Below are 16,470 nucleotides of genomic sequence, written 5' to 3'. Positions count from 1 at the left end.
CATGCCTGGAAAGAGACGAAGCATGCCTCCGTGTCGGCTGGGCCGCCGGAATCGCCTGTGGGCTCACCTGTGGGCTTCGCAACTTCGTTGACGGCTCGTTCTGACACCAGATCACCGTACTTGCCGGGCTGGGAACCGGTACAGGTCGCGGACCCGCTGACGGCTGCTGCGGCAGGAGATGCAGCGCCGTCCCGCGCGTGCGCGAGCAGAGACGGCGCCGCAAGAAGCGTTCCCGTTGGCACCATGCGCCACACCAGCTCTTGGATCGCCCTTTCGAGCCACCGTGACGTTGTGCGCCACGGTGAAGGACGATCGGCAGCAGTGCGGCACAGCTGGCGTCGCGCAGCGTGGCTGATGATGGCCCGGGGCGATTTCAACGGGCGGCCCGGCGTCTTCGAGGGTCACGTCCCGTCATCGCTACTCACCCAGGCCGGTTCATCGCTCGACGCGGGCGGGTCCTTCCGCACAGGCCGCTCCGCACTGGTAGGTGGCGAAGCGGCCGGTCACCACGGAGAAAGCAGTCCAGCGGCACGCTGGACTCAGCGTACGATCCGCGTTTACCCCGGCGAACCGGCCTGAACGCGCCGGTAAAGCGCGCTGCGGGGCCCGGGGGTGGCGGCCAGCGCGACGGCGTGGGCGGCTTTCGCTGTTCGGGCTGGCCCGAACGGCTCTCGCGGACGCAGTGGACAGGGCGAGGCTGTCACCACGCCGGCCCGCGGCCACGCTGCCCGCCGCTGGGTGCAGCCCTGGACCTGCGATGCGTCGGGCGTATCGTCGGATGCGTGGACAGCGCGATCGGGTGGGCGGAGTGACGGGCCGCTACCTGGTGAGGGCTGACGGCCTGCGGGTCGAGCCGGTCACGTTGACCGCGGGCAGCCCACATTGGCTGTTCGCCAGGATGCGGGAGCCAGACGCCCAGCTGGGCGAGGTCTGGTACAAAGTGACCGCCCCGGCCGGGCATGCGATCGACGTGCCCGGCTACTACCAGCTGCACGAGTTGCAGGAGATCGTGGACCTGGCCGACCTGCGCGAGGTCGACGACGTCGGCGGCGAGGAGACCGCCTGACCGTCACCTGGTGTGGCCGGGATGGCGGAGGATCGGCCGGGGCGAGTGTCAGCTGTCTGTCCCCTGCCCGGATGGAAGGGCGACAGGACACGGCGGAACCGGGGTGGCAGGATCCGGCGCTGCAGCTTCCCTCCGCTCGGCGGCTCCATCCGCTGCGCCTCCGCCCTCTGCCCGCGTGGCACGCCAGGGGCCGCGCACCACGGGGAGGTGAGCCGGCCGCCGCTGCGATGGCGGGGTTCGGCGGCGTTCGGCGGGGTTCTCCGCGACCAGGGCCGGGGGTTCCCGGAGGACCTGGATCACCTGCCGCAACACGGGCCTCGGTATTGCCGGGTCGTCGTGCATCGTCACTGCTCGGCGCTCGAGGTGGTGGCTTGCCAGCGGGGATTGTCGTAGAAGACGATGTTGCTGTCCACGCCGGTAGGAGCCGACACCTGCATGATCAGGCCCTTGCGCTGGAAGAGTCGCATCAATTGCCCCACGCGGCCGGCCAGTTGCGGCGTGGTCGCTTCGGGGACCAGCCCGGCCAGGCGTTCGTGGATCTCGGTCTTGGTGAACTCGCGGCCCTGAAAGCTCGCGACAGCCTGGGCGAACGCGTGCTGGTCCACGGCCGCCTCTACGGCGCCCCGGGCCAGTTGTTCGGCGAGCTCCGCGTCACGCGTCCCTGCGCCACCGCAGTAGCCGCACCCGTGCTCAGTCCCGGGCGCCAGCGACACTCGCGTCCGCCCCAGACATACCGAGCATTGCGCCGTCTCGATGGCGTGGAGCTGAGCCGCGGCGTAGTCGGTAAGCGCCTGACCGCACAGGCAGGCGTAGGAACGGAAACCGCCCGCCATCATGTCGAGTACCGAGGCGTCAGTGGGGATCACGTCGTCCCATGTGCTGCTGATGGCGTGCATGCGGCAAGTATGGCGCTCTCACGATGGTGATCCGGTCACGAGGATGGGCTCTTGCCGCTGGGCCTGTCGGCTCTGCCTCGGTCAATGGTGGTGTCCTGGCTTTGCCCGCGCACCAGTGGATCGCGACGGCCCCGTTCACCCGGGAGAAACCCTGCCTGGATGTCTCGGCTGCCGAGAGGAGCGGGTGGAAAGATCCAGAGAAGATGAGTCCATCCGCCCCGGCACAAGCAGCGCTCGTCGTCCCGCTCAGGCGGCGCATTCCAAGCAGATGTGCTGATCGTCTCGCCCAGGCGCGCGCTGGCTACGGTGGCGCACCAGGAAGCAACGCGAGCAGGTGAACTCGTCTGCCTGAGGCGGGATCACCCGCACGGACAACTCCTCATCCGACAGATCCGCCCCCGGTAGTTCGATCGACTCAGCCAGGTCGGTCTCATCGACGTCGATGCTGCCGGAGGAGGCATCGACACGGCGGGCCTGGAGCTCGGCAAGACCGTCCTGCGCCGAGTCGTCGTCGGTCTTACGGGGGCTGTCGTAGTCGGTCGCCATGATGTCCGTCCGCCTCATCTACGCGTCTTCGCCTGGGCCGCCGGCCGCAGACCCGATCCGCCGGGGATTCCCGTTCGGCGCCCGCCCGAACCCACCACCGAACCCTTCAGGCTCCAACCGGTCGGAATGAACCACTGGACGGTGACACCCCCGCGGGTGCCAGCATCGATGTGCTGAACATGGCCACTCCTGTCAGGGAGGGGTTGACGGGAGGGCCCGCGCCCAGCCCTGCGAAGCCTTCCGGCGCCGGGCCCTTCCCTGTGCGGCGAGCATGCAGAGCGATATGGCCAGGCGTGGTCAGGCTGATTCAACAACATCTGCGTACCGCGTCGGTGCTCGGCCGGCCCCGACACTAGCTGGGTTACAACATCGGGCATCAGGCAGCCGCGGAGGGGCCGCACCCGAAGGACTGGAACGGGCGCAGGTCGTTGTCTCCGCTGGCCCAGCTGGAGCACAGCCTGGCGAGGCTACGCACCGAGTGGCGGATCGCAATCCCCTACGGTCGGTCGCTTCCTACCTGCAGGCATGCAGGGGACTTTATTAATCTACAACGTAAAGGCGCCATCTTCGATCTTGTTCTCCGATCATGAACAGCAAAAAGGAACGGGCTTCGCCCGTACAGCCCATCGAGGATGGCTTCTATGGATTGTCCGGCTGACCGGCGACATCTGCTTGGGGCCCCGGGCCGGTGCTCGCGGATGGCGACGTCGGGATGGCTCCGCGTCGTCGGGCGCACCACCCAGCTCACCGCGCGGGGCCGCCACTGACATGGCGCCCCTGCTCATCCCCGCGGCTGGGGAGCATCCGTGGTCGGCTCCTCTGCCGCTGGGCTGGGCGTCGAGTCCGGACGGTGAGCGTGACCCCATCAGCTACACGCAGGTCCGCCCCCCCGAGCTGGTGGTTGAGGTGTTGGTGGACACCGCTCGGGAGGGACTTCGGCACCGGCGCCCCTGCTGCTACCTCTGGCCGCGAACCGACCTCGACCCCGCGCACGTCATCGAGGCGCATTGCCCGTGGAGCCAAGCTGCCGGCTGAGGGGTGGCGGTGTGCACTCGCGGAGCCGCTGCTGGGCCGTGCAGGTGGTTTCGTGCTACTGCGCACCCGCCAGGGCAGGTGCAGCCATCAACGTGCGTGACCTGCGCGGGAACAAGGGTCCGTCACGGATTCCGCCCCTCCTGCGACGCCGATGGCGTGACTACGGTTCTCGTGAGCGGTACGGCTCCCGCAAGCCTGCCTCCGAGCGCATCAGCTGCCTACGTCAGGGGGCACGACGCTGGCTGGCCCCTCGGACATCACGAAGCGTTGCGGGAATCCCCCGAGTGGTTCATGCCCGGGTTGCTCCGCTTCTCGCCCACAACTCCCGGCGCCGCACCTCCTGCACCACGGCCGATGCCCGCACCAGGCTTCCGGCATGGGGCACCGGGTAGCGCCTCGGGATCCGCGTCGGTATTGTCGCCGCCAACGGTGATCCAGTAGGCGTGCATTGCCACACCCGGGACGCACACGGAGGAGCCGGCCATGGCCGACCTGTCCGAGCGATTTCTTCATCACGTGCGCAAGACCGGCAGCCCGGACAAGGCCCGCAGGATCATGCGTCGCTCCGAAGCCGAGATCCGCGACCTTCTCCGTGATCAACCTGACCTGCAGCAGAAGATCCGCGATGCCGTAGCCGCCTATCGCCGCTCGATCGTTGAAGGTGTCATCCGCACCGGCACCAAGATGCCCCACAAGCTCGCCTGGGTCAGCCGCAACCACGGAGCTCCCCTGGACGAGGTTCGTGCCTGGGCCAAGGCCTTCCCTGATCTGGCTCCCGTGATGGAGAGCCTGGGGACCCTTCACGATGAGCTGGCCGCCGTACGAGCCCAGGAGAGGAAAGCCAAGACAGCTCGCCAGCGTGATCGGACCCAAGGGAAGATCGGCAAGAGGGATCAGGCGCGCGGGGTGAGCCTGCGGGACCTGGAAAGACGCCTGGCTCAGACGACCGACCCGCCGCACGAAGGCCGGGAAGCGATGGTCACGCTGGCGGAGATGTGGAAGATGGGCGCCACAACCGCCGAGCTCAGCGTGCACGCCACCGGCTGCACCTGGCTCGGTCCGCAAGGCTTCGTCGACGACCGCTTTCACATCCACCGGCCGATTCCCTCGTCGGAACTGGTGGAGATGGCCAAGCACGCCAGCATCGACGAGCGGTGCCTGTGCCGCCGCCCGCTGCAGGAAAGGCTGTTCGCCCCCGCGCCGCCGGCGCCGCCTCGTCGCAAGGCCCGCACCATCGCCCCACAAGAGATCACCATCACCGTCGAGCGGGGCAACGGGCAGAAGGCACTCACCGTCTCCGGCGTGCAACTCGCTCAGCGAGACCCGCTCGATGCGACGGTTATCTTGGATTCTTGGCCTATTCTCGCAGGTCAGATCGATATGATCTTTTCTAGCACGTAGGGCAAGTAGATCGGCCGCGATGGTCGCTCCCCGTGCCGTCGAGATGTCCATCAGCCGTGTGAAAGACCGCCGCCAGATGAGCTGGGTGGGGTGACACTCAGGTGACAGAGTCCGCAGTCTGAGGGCCGGGCGACTGGCATGGCACCTGCTCGATGATCCGGACTGGTTGCCGCGGTTAGCGTGCGAGATCCGGGTAGGGGGATGTGACGTTGTCCTCGCGCCGGGCTGGGCGCCGCCGCGGTCTCCCTGTGGTGGCGTGGCGCCCGGCTTGACCCATAGCTTCCGCCATGACTCAGTTAAGGATCACTACCGAGCAACGGCCCGGATTCTCCCTCGTCGCCCTCGACGGGTCGTTGGACCACCAGACCCGGCCCGACCTGCAGCGCGTCTTCGACCAGCTCCTGAACGAGCCCACTCCCAGAATCGTCATCAACGCCCGCGATCTGAGCTTCTGCGATTCTCATGGCCTGTGGATCTTGATCAGCGGGCAACGCCGGGCCGAAGAACGGGGCGGCGCCGTCCGGCTGATCGGTGTGCAGGGAACCCTGGCCCGGCTGCTGACCATCACGCAACTCGTCCACCTGTTCCCGCCGTATGCCGGCCTCACTCAGGCCGCCGCCTGGCCAGCTCGCAGATGAGAGTGCTTGTTGGCCTGCGGTGACGTCATCGGGCAGACGCTGCAGGCCCGCCCGCCGGTCGCGCCGTCGTGAGAAGACGATCACACGGTGCGGCCCCAGGCGCAGCCGCAGGCGGCTCCCGCCGCCGGGGTGATCGAGGCTGACCTCGTCGCATAACTGGGCGATGACCCAGAGTCCCCACCCTCCCCGCCCGCCGACGGGCGGCGCAGTCGTGATGTGGTGCTGGAACCGCTCAGCGGTCAGCATGCCGCCCGGATCGAACACCTCGATCCGCAGGCCGCCGGAGTCGGAGCGCGCCAGGAGGGTGCCGGAGCCGCTGCCGTGCTCCAGGACGTTAGCCGTTGCTTCCCCCACCACGAGCAGCACATCGTCCAGCCGGGTGCCGGCGAAACCGGCCGCCGCCGCGAAGTCGCGTACTTGATCCCGCAGGACCCCCAGGTCGGTGGTGATCGGGCATCGCAGCACGGCATGTTCCTCCATGCCTGCCACCTCTCCCTCGCCTGCACGAACCCTGCCAATCTTCCCATCACCGGCTGCCTCATGCAGGGCAGCGCGGGCGGTTCAGCGGGCTCGGGGACTCAGGCGGGCTCGGGCTCACTGGGAGGTTGCTCGGCCGCCGGCCTCGGGATCGGTTGGATGACCTGGATGGCCTCTTCGACCGATGCCTCGACCTGGAAGGCGGTGCGCAGGCCGGTGATGGTCAAGATGCGCTCCAGCAGGGGCGGGACGCTGGACAAGACCAGGTTGCTCTGCTGTTCCCGGCTTTGGCGCAGCAGGAGCACCAGCACGCCGACGCCCATCGAGTCGCAGAACGTCAGCCCGCTCAGGTCCACCACCAGCCCGGCCGGCTGCGTCGCCCAGGCATCTTTGACCTGCTGGTGCAGAAACCCGGCGGAGGCGTAATCGAGCTCGCCGACGACACGGGCGACGATGAACTCCTCGTGCAGACCGATGGTGACGGTGAAGCGCTCGGTGAAGTTGCTCGGCTCATCCATGCCCGCCATCATCCTCGGCGCCGGGGCAGGACGGGCGATTCCTGAACCCCGGTCCCGGACGCCCTTGCCGTCACGATCGGTCGTCGGTCAGAAGCCCGAGAGTCTCGGGCGCCTCCCAGGCCGTGAGCCGCCGCTCAGGGTCGCTCTCCTGCTGCGAGAACTGGTGGATCGCCTCGGCGAGGGCTTGCCGGTCCTGCTCGGAACCGACTCATCTGCGGCCACCGCTCGTTCAGCCCGGTAATGCCGCTCGGGCGCCCCTGACCTGCCCAACATGCCGTACGGACCCCCCGATACTGTGCGCCAAGTAGCCGCCAACACTACTTGAAGTACTTGCTGCACACCAAGAGTCACCAAAGATAACTCACGACGCCTACCCCGAGGCTGACCCCAGCCTGCTACACGTGGCCAGCGTCTTTCGCGGCGCCTGGCAGTATCACGGGCTCGGCCGTACGCCGGAGGAAGCACTGGATCGGCTGCGACTGGTCCTCGCCGGCCACCCTGTTCCTGGAGCGACGTTCCGCACTCTGGGGTGATGAGCACCGCGAGGGCGTGGCGCGCGGCAGGGCGGGCTCCGACCCTGGTGACGGCCGACGGCCCGGGCCGGCGTCCTACAGCGAGGAGGGTGACGATCGGTGTGATCGACGATGGCGGCTGGTCGGCACACGTCAGCGACTACTTCCGGCACGCCCATCCGTGGCGGGCACGCATCTCCCTCCAGGGCCTGCATGACTCCCAGCCGGCCTGGGCCAGGAGCCGCGCGGTCAGCGGAGTGATGCATTCGGCAAGGCGGGGCCTTCAAGCCCTTCGGCTTTCCTCCGAGACAAGACGCCAAGCTGCGGTTGAGGCGGGCACGTAGGCCTCATGGGTTGGTGGGTCGATGGTGGGCTCGATGCTCTGTGACTGCTTCGGTGTAGTCCATGGTCGATAGATCGTCATCGGTGATCCCGAGGTCGTACATCTGCGCTCTCACCGCTTGGAGTGCGGCCGGAAGCTGATCGAGGCTATCAACGATCGTTTCGATCTCCAGGAAAGTGCCGTCCAGTTCGGGGACGGTGACCATGGTTGCCAGCATGGCGCGTCCCCTTGCTTGGAACTGCCAATTGATGCAGTGCTTCTCGAATGAGATGTACGGGTGGTAACCAAGACTCCTCAGGATGGCGTCGGTTGCCTCTGCGTCGGCGACTTCCGTTTCGTCCTCGGGTTTGGAATGGCTGGCCTGGTCCACCATGGGCGACTTGTGGGTCAGCAGGATCCGCCGTCCCTCGTTGCTGGTCACCGTGCGGATGCGCAACTCACGGCCGATGGCGGTGAGGGAGCGGTCCGAGCAGTCGTAGTAGGTGTCCCGGTAGATGCTGGTCGTGCTCGCGGCCTGCTGATCCAGTGCCTGGCCAACCAGGTCAGGATCGCGGAGTCGGGCCTTCAGTTCAGCTTCGATGCGCATATGTCCTCACTTTCAGATGATGCGTTGAGCGGTGCGGAGAGTTTGCTCGAACAGACGACGGAAACCCCGGTGGAGAGCCCCTTGGGGGGTAGGTGCGATCTTGTAAACGGCGGATTCGTGCCCTTCCCACTTCTGGCCGAATGCTGACACGTACTGGATGTCATCCAAGATGATCAGCCGCCAGATGGGGAGGGTGTTGTACCGGTAAGCCTCGACGGTGAGCGTTGGGGCGATGGTGCCCAGTTCTCTCAGGCGGGCCTCTGCGAGCCGGATGCCGGAAGAGAACGTTTCGGACGTTTCGTTGATCTCCTCGGCCCGGTGAGCGGCGGCCTCACCGTCAGGGGAGAGAAGCAGTACACGAAGAGTGCGGGGGGCATCGGGTTCCCCGATCAGTTCGGGGCGCAGGAGGGAGTCGTTGAGGCCGAGTATTCCTAGTCCTCTGACGGCGAGGACGTCGATAGCCGTGGCGTGGCGCGTGGCAGTACGGATGTCCTGGGTCGCCGTTGACTGGGAGGGGAATGTTCGGATGACCTCCGCTCGCCCTACCGGGCCTAGGTGATCAAGGCCAGCCGGGTGCTGGGGAGCAAGCCCAAACATCAGTCGCGCTTCGTCGGGCATCCCTAGACCCTCGGCTACGCGTTCGTAGGTGTCCATGGCCGTGATCGTGCGGACGCCGCGCATTATTTCGCTGACTCTGCCTTGCTGCATTCCGGTTGCGATGGCGAGGCGAGTTTGGGTTGCGCCGTGGTGTTTTGCGAGGGCGAACAAGGCGCGTACGTCCCTTGCCTGAAGCGCGGTCTTGGTGCTCGGGAGTCTCCATGACCGGAGGGGGATGACGATCGGGTCATACGCCTGAGGGCTCACGCTGACTCCTGTCCCGGAAGCAAGCAAGAAGAGTATCTCATCATGAGATACCACAGGTGAGATGGCAGAGCGGGCCCTTCACGGGGATCGTGATGACCCAGTTCAACGAAGGGTTAGGCACAGGGCAGAGCATTGTGCCTCCCAACGAGCCCATCCAGTCAGGGGTGGGTGAACGCCACAAAGGCGGGAGCCGCAGGCGTGGTCGCGCTGTAAGGCTCCCTCGATCAGGAAGCGAGGTCCTGACCCGTGGCACGGGATACGGCCGGTGCGGAAAGGCGACACAACGCCGAAGGCAATGCGACGGCGCAGGATACGGATCCTCTGGGGCATCGGGGTGCGATGGAGTCCCGGGTGATGGATCCGGATATTCCGAATGTGGCGCGGATGTATGACTACTACCTCGGTGGTAAGGACAATCAGCCGGCCGATCGGGCGGCGGCTGAGGAAGCGCTGAGGCTGAATCCGTACGCGCGGGAGTGTGCGCGGGCGAATCGCGCGTTCCTGGGCCGGGCGGTGCGGTATCTGGCGGAGCGGGGGGTGCGTCAGTTCCTGGACATCGGCACTGGCCTACCGGCGATGGCAACGTTCACGAGGTGGCTCAGGAGGCGGTGCCGGAGGGGGGCACGGTACGCACGGTGTATGTGGATTATGACCCGGTGGTGCTCTGCCATGGGCGGGCGCTGCTGGCGACTGATGCGCATACCGAGATGGTTCAGGCGGATATGCGTGATCCGGCCACGATCGTGGAGTGCGCGGCTGAGCTGCTGGATTTCAGTGAGCCGGTGGCGGTGTTGCTGGTGGCGAGCCTGCATTTCGTGCTGCCTGAGGAGGATCCGTACGGCATCGTGCGGCACCTGATGGGAGGGACGGCACCGGGGAGCTTTCTGGTGGTGTCGCATGTGCTGCGGACGGAGACCACCGTGCGGGCGGTGGCAGCGTATGCGCGGGCGTCGGCGTCGGTGGCGTTGCGCAGCGAGGAGGACATCGCGGGGTTCTTCACGGTGGCGGGTGCGGAGTTGGTGGAGCCGGGGTTGGTGCGGGTGCCGTTGTGGCGGCCGGAGGTGGCCGGAGAGCTGGCGGCGCAGGACGCTGGGCTGGTGGATTTCGTGGGCGGCGTGGGGCGGCGGCCATGAGTACGGCAGTGGCGAGCCGGACGGCCGTGAGCGCAGGAGCCGGGAGCGGGGGAGAGGCGGGTTGTCCGGCGGGCCGGATGGCGCGGGCGTTGGCGGGTGAGCTGGGCCGGCTGGGGCTGAAGCCGGAGATTTCGGAGTGTGAGGGCATCGCGCTGGTCGGGATCTGGGCTGTCGGCCTGCCGGTGTGGTGTGAATGGGCCGATCAGGGGTGGCGGTTTCGCTGGTCGGTGGAGCCGGTGCCGGGCGGCGGCGGGGGGTTCACGAGTTGTCCGGGGTCGGCGGTGGAGACGGCGGCGCGGCGGGTGGCGAGGGCGGTGCGGGAACGGTCCTCGGTCATGTACGGGGCCGGGCCGGTGGGGGTGGCGCGATGACGGGCGATGATCCGGGGTTCCTGCAAGCGCGGCTGGATGCGTTCGGGCCGTTCGTGGAGGTCCGGTGGGGACAGCGGTGGGGGCTGCGGGTGCGGGCGCAGGCGTGGGCGGAGTTCGTGCTCGCGGTGCATCGGGGCCGGTATGTGCCGGAGCGGGTGCCGGTGCGGCCCGACTGGGTGCGGGCGCGGATCGAGGAGCGATTCGACGGGGTGGCACCGATGGGCTGGCAGCCGAAGGTGTTCGAGGTGCCGAACCTGGTCTGGGAACGGTTCGTGAACGGCGTGCGGGCCGGCGCGTTCGCGGAGCTGGCCGTGCTGCTGTGGAGCGGCGTGCCTGCGGCGGCGCTGCGGGCGCCGGTCAACGGGCGGGCGGGCGAGGACGACGCGCCGGTAAGTGACGGGCGGATGCCTGACGGGTGGCTGCTGGGCAGGGTGCTGGGCGTGGATGAGGCGGGCGATCAGCGGGGGGACGTTTCCGACTCCTCGTCCTGAGGTCTGGTCGCGCCTTCCTGGTGGCGGCCGCTGGGCCGCTCTCGAGTGAGCCAGGAAGAGCAGCCCTCGGGCTGTCGTGGGTGCCATGGCGGGCCGGGGGCCACAGGTGTGCTGCATGTGCTTGGCGATCGGATGGAGGGCAGTGGTCATCCCCGGCCACGCCCCCGTTGTCCTCAGGCTGGTCGCGTTCCCCTGGCCGGCCATCACGGCGTTGACGGCGGCGCTGAACGGCGTTGACGGCGTTGACGGCATCGTCCGCTCGACCAGGGACAGCGGCCCCCGCCTGCCCACCTGTGCCGGGTGTGGCGGGGGCCGCTCACAAAGTTTCGGTGACAACAACGTGGCAGGAGTGTGGGCGCTGGTGAATGTGGAGGTGCGTCGGCGGGCGGCGGAGACTCCGCTGCGCTTTGCTGTGACGCTGGCTGATCTGGAGCGGGTGGCGCTGTATCGGTCGCGGTGGACGAGCCGGAGTATCAGCGCCGATGACCGGTATGAGGTGGCGTGGTCGGCGATGGCTGAGGAGTTGTACGCGCGTGCTGAGGCAGACCCTCCTGCGGACGGGGAGCTGCTGGGGTGTGGTGAGCGCGCGATCACCAGTCATGTGCTGGCCGACTGGCATTCGCGTGGCCTGGCCGAGCGTCACAGCCGGGGTCACGGCGGACTGTCGCCGAAACTTTGAGGCGTTCTGGCGGGATGCTGCCGGGGCCGGTGGTCTCGCATGAGGAGCGGACTATTGAGGTGCTGGCGCTGGCGCAGATCTGGCGGCGGCTGGCGAAGCGGAACCAGGAAGTGCTGGCCGCGTACGCGGAGCATGTGACGCCGGAGGCGGTGGCGCTGGGGGGTGGCTCGGGGCAGTATCACGACGCTGTTGTGGGTGGCACGGCTGCAATTTCTGCGGTTGTGGCATGAGCATGAGCAGCCGTCGAAGATCTGGGGACGTGACACCAAGGCGAATCTGCCGGGCGAGTCCCGGTCGCGGGCAGCGGGCGTTGCGGCGGCGGGAGAACAGGCGCGTAAGCAGAGCGGCGGATCTGAACCCGGAGCCTGACCGCCGGGGTACAGAGCCGCTCACAACGATCCGATGAGGACGGCATAAAACGGATGATGGGAGTGTGGGGCGTGTCGGTGGTGCGTGAGCAGATTGTGGAGCGGCTGCCGGTGGAGCCGGAGAGTTTGACGTTGGAGGAGCTGCGGCTGCGGTTACCGGTCCGGGTGACGCGGGATTATCTGCGCAAGGCGCTGGCGCGGCTGGCTGCTGAGGGCGTAGTGGTGAAGTCGGAGCTTTCGGACGCGGCTCGGGCCATGGATACGGGCAACCGTTGGCGGGCGCGGGTGGCTTTCAGTTTGGCCAGGCATGCGGCGGCCGGGGATGGGTTGGCGGCGGGGCAGGCTGCTGCGGAGAAGGCGTGGGGTGGCAAGGGCGGCGGGCAACAGCAAGATGATCAGGCGCGGCGGCTGATCGGGGCTGGGTTCGACCTGTTCGGCCGGGTGGGGCTGGCCGGGACGCAGATTGGCGACCTGGCGCGGGAGGCGCGGTGCTCCATGCGGTCGTACTACACCCTGTTCGGGAGTAAGGAGCGGTTGCTGGCGGCGGTGATAGATCGCTGCGCGGCGGAGCTGGCGGGTGAGGCGCGGGCGCGGTGGAGGAAGCCGGGCGGGGATTGGGTGGGGGAGGTATGCGCGGTGGTGGCGGCGCATGTCGAGATGGTGGCGGCCGATGGCCGGTTGCATCGGATCGTGTATGTGGAGCGTCACCACCTGATCGGCGCGTATGCGCGGCCGAATCCGCTATTGACGGTGCTGGGCGTGCTGAAGGTGGACGTGCCAGAAGCGGGCGCGGGCGCGGAGGCGGGTGCGGGTGTGGGGGTGGCGGGGATGAGGCTGGTGCTGGGCGCGGTGACGGGGGCGGTGGATGCGCTGCTGACACAGCGGTATCACGGTGAGGACCTGCCGACGGGGCAGATCGTCGAGGTGGCGGGCAGGGTGCTGCGGGCCATGCTGGAGATGCCCGGCCTGGGCGAGCGTGAGCCCGTGTGCTGAGGCGTTGAGACATCCTCGGGGCTGACCCCCGGGGGCGGAGGGGTGTCGGCCCTGCATGCTCGTGCCTGCCGCAGGGGGAGTCGGGGGCTGTGTGCGAGGTGGCATGGCTGGCGTCGGTCCACGGCCCTGCGGGGGTGGTGGTGGGCCGGGGCGTAGGCCGGCCCGCCCTTCACCCGGGCCGCCTGGGCGCGGTACCGGGGTGGTACGGAGCAGAGCCAACAGAAAGGCGAAAGAGAGGGCAGCCCGGTGCGTTGGGAAGCCGGGCGGCCCGCACGAGCGGTGGTGTGCCTCCGACGATCGCGGTGGCCCTGTGTATCAGGAAATGCGCGGGGGTGGAACGGCGACGCGGGGGCGGGATGGAATGCGCTTGCATGGTGGGAGGGCGTCCCCGCCCGCAGGTCAGATGCCCCGATGGTCGGTCACGTAGGGTGACGGCATGAGGCGGTGGGCGTGGTGCATGTTCGCGCTGCTGATCATCTTGGCCGTGCTGGGCTGGATCGCCATTGAGGTGCTGCTCGCCCCATGTGCGGGGGGTTGGAGTAGGACGGGCCGGAGGTCAGCGCACGGGGGTATGCCGTAGCGGCGTCGCACTGACCTATTCGAACGCGCTCTGGAGTACCGGTCTTCCAGGGCGGGGTGTCACAGGGGCACAGGGCGGCGGCGCATGCCCAGGCAGCGATGCGCTTTCCGATCGACACGGTCAGCCGGTGATGGTAAAGAGGTCCGGTGGAGGGGCACCACGGCGGTGGTGCCGGTGCACAGCAATGGGCGCGGGCGGCGGGCAAGTCAGCGCTCTGGCCCTGGCCGACGTCCGCCGACGGGCGCGGGCTGACCCCCACTGTTCTGGCAGCATGTCCAGCCCCACGGCCAGGTACGGCTGAGACCGGTGGCCGGCCGTCGATCACCAGGCTGGGGACGCTGGACGTGGCCGCGCCTGCTACTCGGCGGTGCCGTGGTGCAGGTTGTGCGGTGCAGGTCGCGGTGTCGTTCCCGTCGATCGAGTTCCTGGTGCACGGCGGGTCTCAGATCGGTGCGGGCACTTAACAGGATCGCTCCAGTGGGACCATTACTCTCACCTTTGCTGTCAGTCAAAGCTACTTATAAAGTCTGCGGTACGTCATTCCGCGAGGGGAGACACAACTCATGGGGAAGCCCAATCGGGAGCAGCGTCGCGCGCAGAAGGCGGCACGTCGCAGGCAGCGGCGCGCCGGCCGCCAGATGAACGCGAAGGAGTCGCGAGACGGGCTGAAGGGCGATCTTCTGCCGTCGCCTGGGCCCACGTGGGTCGACCTCGGCTGGCAGCCCCCGGTGAGGCGGCTGGTTCCGCTCGAAACGGCAGGGACGCTGGAGCAGTTGGCGGTCCGGCACGGGATCACCGGCGATGATCACGTCTCTGTCAACGGCCAGTGGTGGACTCCCGAGGAGTTCCTGGCTTTGGAGTGGATCCCCGAGTTGTGCGATGACGAGGTGGATCGGGCCCGTGAGGAAGTCCTGATCCGCTACGGCGGGAAGATCCCCGCCGATGTCGCGCTGCTGGACCTCAGCGCCCGGTCCTTCATCGGTGTCACGACCTGGAACGAGTACGGCATCGAATGCACAGCGGAGCATGTCACGGCTCTCGCTCAGACGTCCGACCTGCGCGAAGCGCTCGGCATCCTGCACCGTGACGGCTGGATCACCCCCATGGCGGACGGTTTCCTCGATGCCCCCGGCCTCTTCCTGCAGCGGGTGCCGCCCGCACCGTCGCACGTTCGCCGCTGGCCAACCGCCAGCCACCTGCATACACGGTTCCGGCTCAACCCGCTGCCCGCCGATGAGATTCCCACGCTGGACGAACTGATCTATGCCAGCAAGTTCCAGTTCGCCGTCAAGGGTCTTTACCCGGTGACCGGCACGACCTGGACCCCGGAGCAGATCGCCCACCATCCCTGGCTGGACGCATGCGAGGGAGAACCCGACCCGCCGATGGTCGAAGAATTCGAGCGCATCCTGGCCCGCTACGGCGACCAGATCCCCGTCGATCAGGCGCTCTTGGATCTGGCGGCCGTGGCCATGCCCTACATCATCACCGGCAACTTCGACGTCCTCGAGGACGAGCAGCTCGTCAAGGCCTTCACTCAGACTGATGACCTTCGTCAGGCCTTCGGCATCCTCCAGCGCGACGGCCTGCTCGTTCCGCTGGCCAACGGCCTGCTCCTGGCACCGGGTCTCGCCAAGGTCATCGACGAAACCTGATCGGCCCTCCACCTGAGGTGCGCGCGTCCTGCAGCGTTTCCCGCCAGCGGCCCGCGAAGCGGGAGTCTTCTTTTTTGGGGGGCCGGCGGCGAGGCTGCCCGCTCCATGCGCCGCCACCACGGGCCCGGGGTGGACTGACGCGTGATACAGCGGGACAGCCATGAGCGGCACCTGCAGGTATCAATCGTCGCGCTTCCGGGTTGCGAGGTCAGGCGACCTTGGGCGGGGCAGGCAGCCTTGCGCAACCGCCCGCGATGGTTATCTGGGGTTCTCAAGCGAAGTAGCTGGTCAACGGCTTGAAGGCCTGTCAGCCACGTAAGGCAAGTAGGCTGCTCGCGTTTGCCGCTCCGGTGGGAACCGCCGAACGCCGCGTCCCTCTGCCCCCTGACAACGGCTATGGTGCGCCATCAGCTGTTGCTCGCTGTTAGTAATCGGGCAAATGCGGATATGAAAGCAGCGGGGCGGGTTCGGGATCTTGGCGAGTTGCCCGTCCAGGCCGGACGAACGCGTCACGATCGTGTGGACGATGCGTGTTTACGAGACTGCCTTGGGTAAGCGGACGCACGGCTGAGCTGAAGATCACGCATGTGCGGAAAACGGGGCTACCTAGGGCACGCACGAACGAATCGTCGGCCGTGTGCATCATCAGGTACGGCCGGAACCGGCATGCGGTGCGCTCGGCGATGCCGGCGTCGGGCAGCGCCTCGCCGCACCCCGGCGGCGAGCAGGGAGCGCCGAGGCAGTGCAGGCGTCGCCGTGAAGAAGCCGGTGATGAACAGGTGGCGAGGGGCGGTGGTGAAGGAGGGGAGTGGACGGGGTCGGTGCGGATGGCGTCGAGCTGGCGCGATTGGCCGACCAGCCGCGCCCATCCGATCGACGACGCAATGCGACGACCTCGTGACGGATGTGCACGGAACGGTATTCAACGGATGGAGCAGGGCATCTGTGGATGTTTTCTCCTTCTCCTGCGCTCAGGCGGCGCTGTGTCGATCATCGTGGAGTGGTCTACGGGTACAACTGGGATGATCCCGCTGAACTGCGGATCATGCTCGACATGGCGTTGCAGCGCATCGCCGAACTGGAAGCGGACAACGCGCGGCTGCGCGCTCACCCCCGACAGTCGGCGACGCCTGGTCAGACGGCTGAGCCGGCGTGTACCGGAGCGCAGCCGACGGCCGCACTGCCGGGCGCGCTGCCGGGCGGGCTGCCGGGCGGGCTGCCGGGCGGGCTGCCGGGCGGGCTGCCGGGCGGGCTGCCGGGCGGGCTGCCGGGCGGGCTGCCGGGCGGGCTGCCGGGCGGGCTGCCGGGCGGGCTGCCG

At 68.0% G+C, this 16,470-nt stretch carries 15 protein-coding genes and 2 pseudogenes; 10 read left to right on the top strand and 7 right to left on the bottom strand.

The features are described 5' to 3' along the window. Positions 1–778 precede the first annotated feature (778 nt). On the top strand, positions 779–1,066 hold the full coding sequence (locus tag ACTWPW_RS47670; RefSeq protein WP_443172668.1) for a hypothetical protein: 288 nt from the start codon (positions 779–781) through the stop codon (positions 1,064–1,066). A 344-nt stretch (positions 1,067–1,410) separates the two neighbouring features. Here ACTWPW_RS47670 and ACTWPW_RS47665 read toward each other — a convergent pair whose 3' ends face one another. After that, positions 1,411–1,962 carry a hypothetical protein gene (locus ACTWPW_RS47665; RefSeq protein WP_443172667.1) on the bottom strand — a complete coding sequence of 184 codons (552 nt, stop codon included), beginning with the start codon at positions 1,960–1,962 and terminating at the stop codon, positions 1,411–1,413. Positions 1,963–2,208: 246 nt separating this feature from the next. Then, complete coding sequence (locus ACTWPW_RS47660) at positions 2,209–2,508, bottom strand: DUF4193 domain-containing protein (RefSeq protein WP_443172666.1); 300 nt, start codon at positions 2,506–2,508, stop codon at positions 2,209–2,211. 1,518 nt (positions 2,509–4,026) lie between these two features. On the opposite strand from ACTWPW_RS47660, the gene ACTWPW_RS47655 reads away from it, so the two are divergent. Beyond that, positions 4,027–4,944, top strand: coding sequence for a hypothetical protein (locus ACTWPW_RS47655; RefSeq protein WP_443172665.1), 918 nt, complete (start codon positions 4,027–4,029; stop codon positions 4,942–4,944). A gap of 287 nt (positions 4,945–5,231) precedes the next feature. Next, entirely contained in the window at positions 5,232–5,582 is a 351-nt protein-coding gene (locus ACTWPW_RS47650) for an STAS domain-containing protein (RefSeq protein WP_443172698.1), read from the top strand. Positions 5,583–5,693: 111 nt separating this feature from the next. Here the strand turns inward: ACTWPW_RS47650 and ACTWPW_RS47645 are convergent. From ACTWPW_RS47645 to ACTWPW_RS47630, 4 genes and pseudogenes are all read right to left on the bottom strand, one after another. After that, a pseudogene (locus ACTWPW_RS47645) lies at positions 5,694–6,062 on the bottom strand (ATP-binding protein); the annotation flags it as partial. Positions 6,063–6,160: 98 nt separating this feature from the next. Continuing rightward, positions 6,161–6,589: an STAS domain-containing protein gene (locus ACTWPW_RS47640; RefSeq protein ID WP_443172664.1), complete on the bottom strand. Its 429-nt coding sequence runs from the start codon at positions 6,587–6,589 to the stop codon at positions 6,161–6,163. 847 nt (positions 6,590–7,436) lie between these two features. Continuing rightward, positions 7,437–8,018 (bottom strand): class IV adenylate cyclase, encoded by a 582-nt coding sequence (cyaB, locus tag ACTWPW_RS47635; RefSeq protein ID WP_443172663.1) that lies wholly within the window; start codon positions 8,016–8,018, stop codon positions 7,437–7,439. A gap of 12 nt (positions 8,019–8,030) precedes the next feature. Next, the gene (locus ACTWPW_RS47630) at positions 8,031–8,672 is read right to left on the bottom strand and encodes a hypothetical protein (protein WP_443172662.1); all 642 of its coding nucleotides are present in this window, start codon (positions 8,670–8,672) and stop codon (positions 8,031–8,033) included. 549 nt (positions 8,673–9,221) lie between these two features. Between ACTWPW_RS47630 and ACTWPW_RS47625 the strand changes: the two are divergent. After that, positions 9,222–10,015: pseudogene (locus tag ACTWPW_RS47625) on the top strand (SAM-dependent methyltransferase). Positions 10,016–10,217: 202 nt separating this feature from the next. Here the strand turns inward: ACTWPW_RS47625 and ACTWPW_RS47620 are convergent. Continuing rightward, the gene (locus tag ACTWPW_RS47620; RefSeq protein WP_443172661.1) at positions 10,218–10,352 is read right to left on the bottom strand and encodes a hypothetical protein; all 135 of its coding nucleotides are present in this window, start codon (positions 10,350–10,352) and stop codon (positions 10,218–10,220) included. A gap of 30 nt (positions 10,353–10,382) precedes the next feature. On the opposite strand from ACTWPW_RS47620, the gene ACTWPW_RS47615 reads away from it, so the two are divergent. From ACTWPW_RS47615 to ACTWPW_RS47590, 6 genes are all read left to right on the top strand, one after another. Continuing rightward, complete coding sequence (locus ACTWPW_RS47615; RefSeq protein WP_443172660.1) at positions 10,383–10,877, top strand: hypothetical protein; 495 nt, start codon at positions 10,383–10,385, stop codon at positions 10,875–10,877. A gap of 115 nt (positions 10,878–10,992) precedes the next feature. Then, positions 10,993–11,556 carry a hypothetical protein gene (locus ACTWPW_RS47610; RefSeq protein WP_443172659.1) on the top strand — a complete coding sequence of 188 codons (564 nt, stop codon included), beginning with the start codon at positions 10,993–10,995 and terminating at the stop codon, positions 11,554–11,556. A gap of 14 nt (positions 11,557–11,570) precedes the next feature. Next, on the top strand, positions 11,571–11,786 hold the full coding sequence (locus ACTWPW_RS47605) for a hypothetical protein (RefSeq protein ID WP_443172658.1): 216 nt from the start codon (positions 11,571–11,573) through the stop codon (positions 11,784–11,786). 210 nt (positions 11,787–11,996) lie between these two features. Then, positions 11,997–12,917 carry a TetR/AcrR family transcriptional regulator gene (locus tag ACTWPW_RS47600; protein ID WP_443172657.1) on the top strand — a complete coding sequence of 307 codons (921 nt, stop codon included), beginning with the start codon at positions 11,997–11,999 and terminating at the stop codon, positions 12,915–12,917. Positions 12,918–14,060: 1,143 nt separating this feature from the next. Then, positions 14,061–15,152, top strand: a complete 1,092-nt coding sequence (locus ACTWPW_RS47595; RefSeq protein WP_443172656.1) for a hypothetical protein — start codon at positions 14,061–14,063, stop codon at positions 15,150–15,152. 1,000 nt (positions 15,153–16,152) lie between these two features. Continuing rightward, the coding region (locus ACTWPW_RS47590; RefSeq protein WP_443172655.1) for a hypothetical protein at positions 16,153–16,470 on the top strand (318 nt) is incomplete at its 3' end.

The organism is Nonomuraea sp. KM90 (assembly GCF_052246675.1).
Classification (GTDB): Bacteria; Actinomycetota; Actinomycetes; order Streptosporangiales; family Streptosporangiaceae; genus Nonomuraea.
This window is presented reverse-complemented; position numbering and strand designations above follow the sequence as displayed.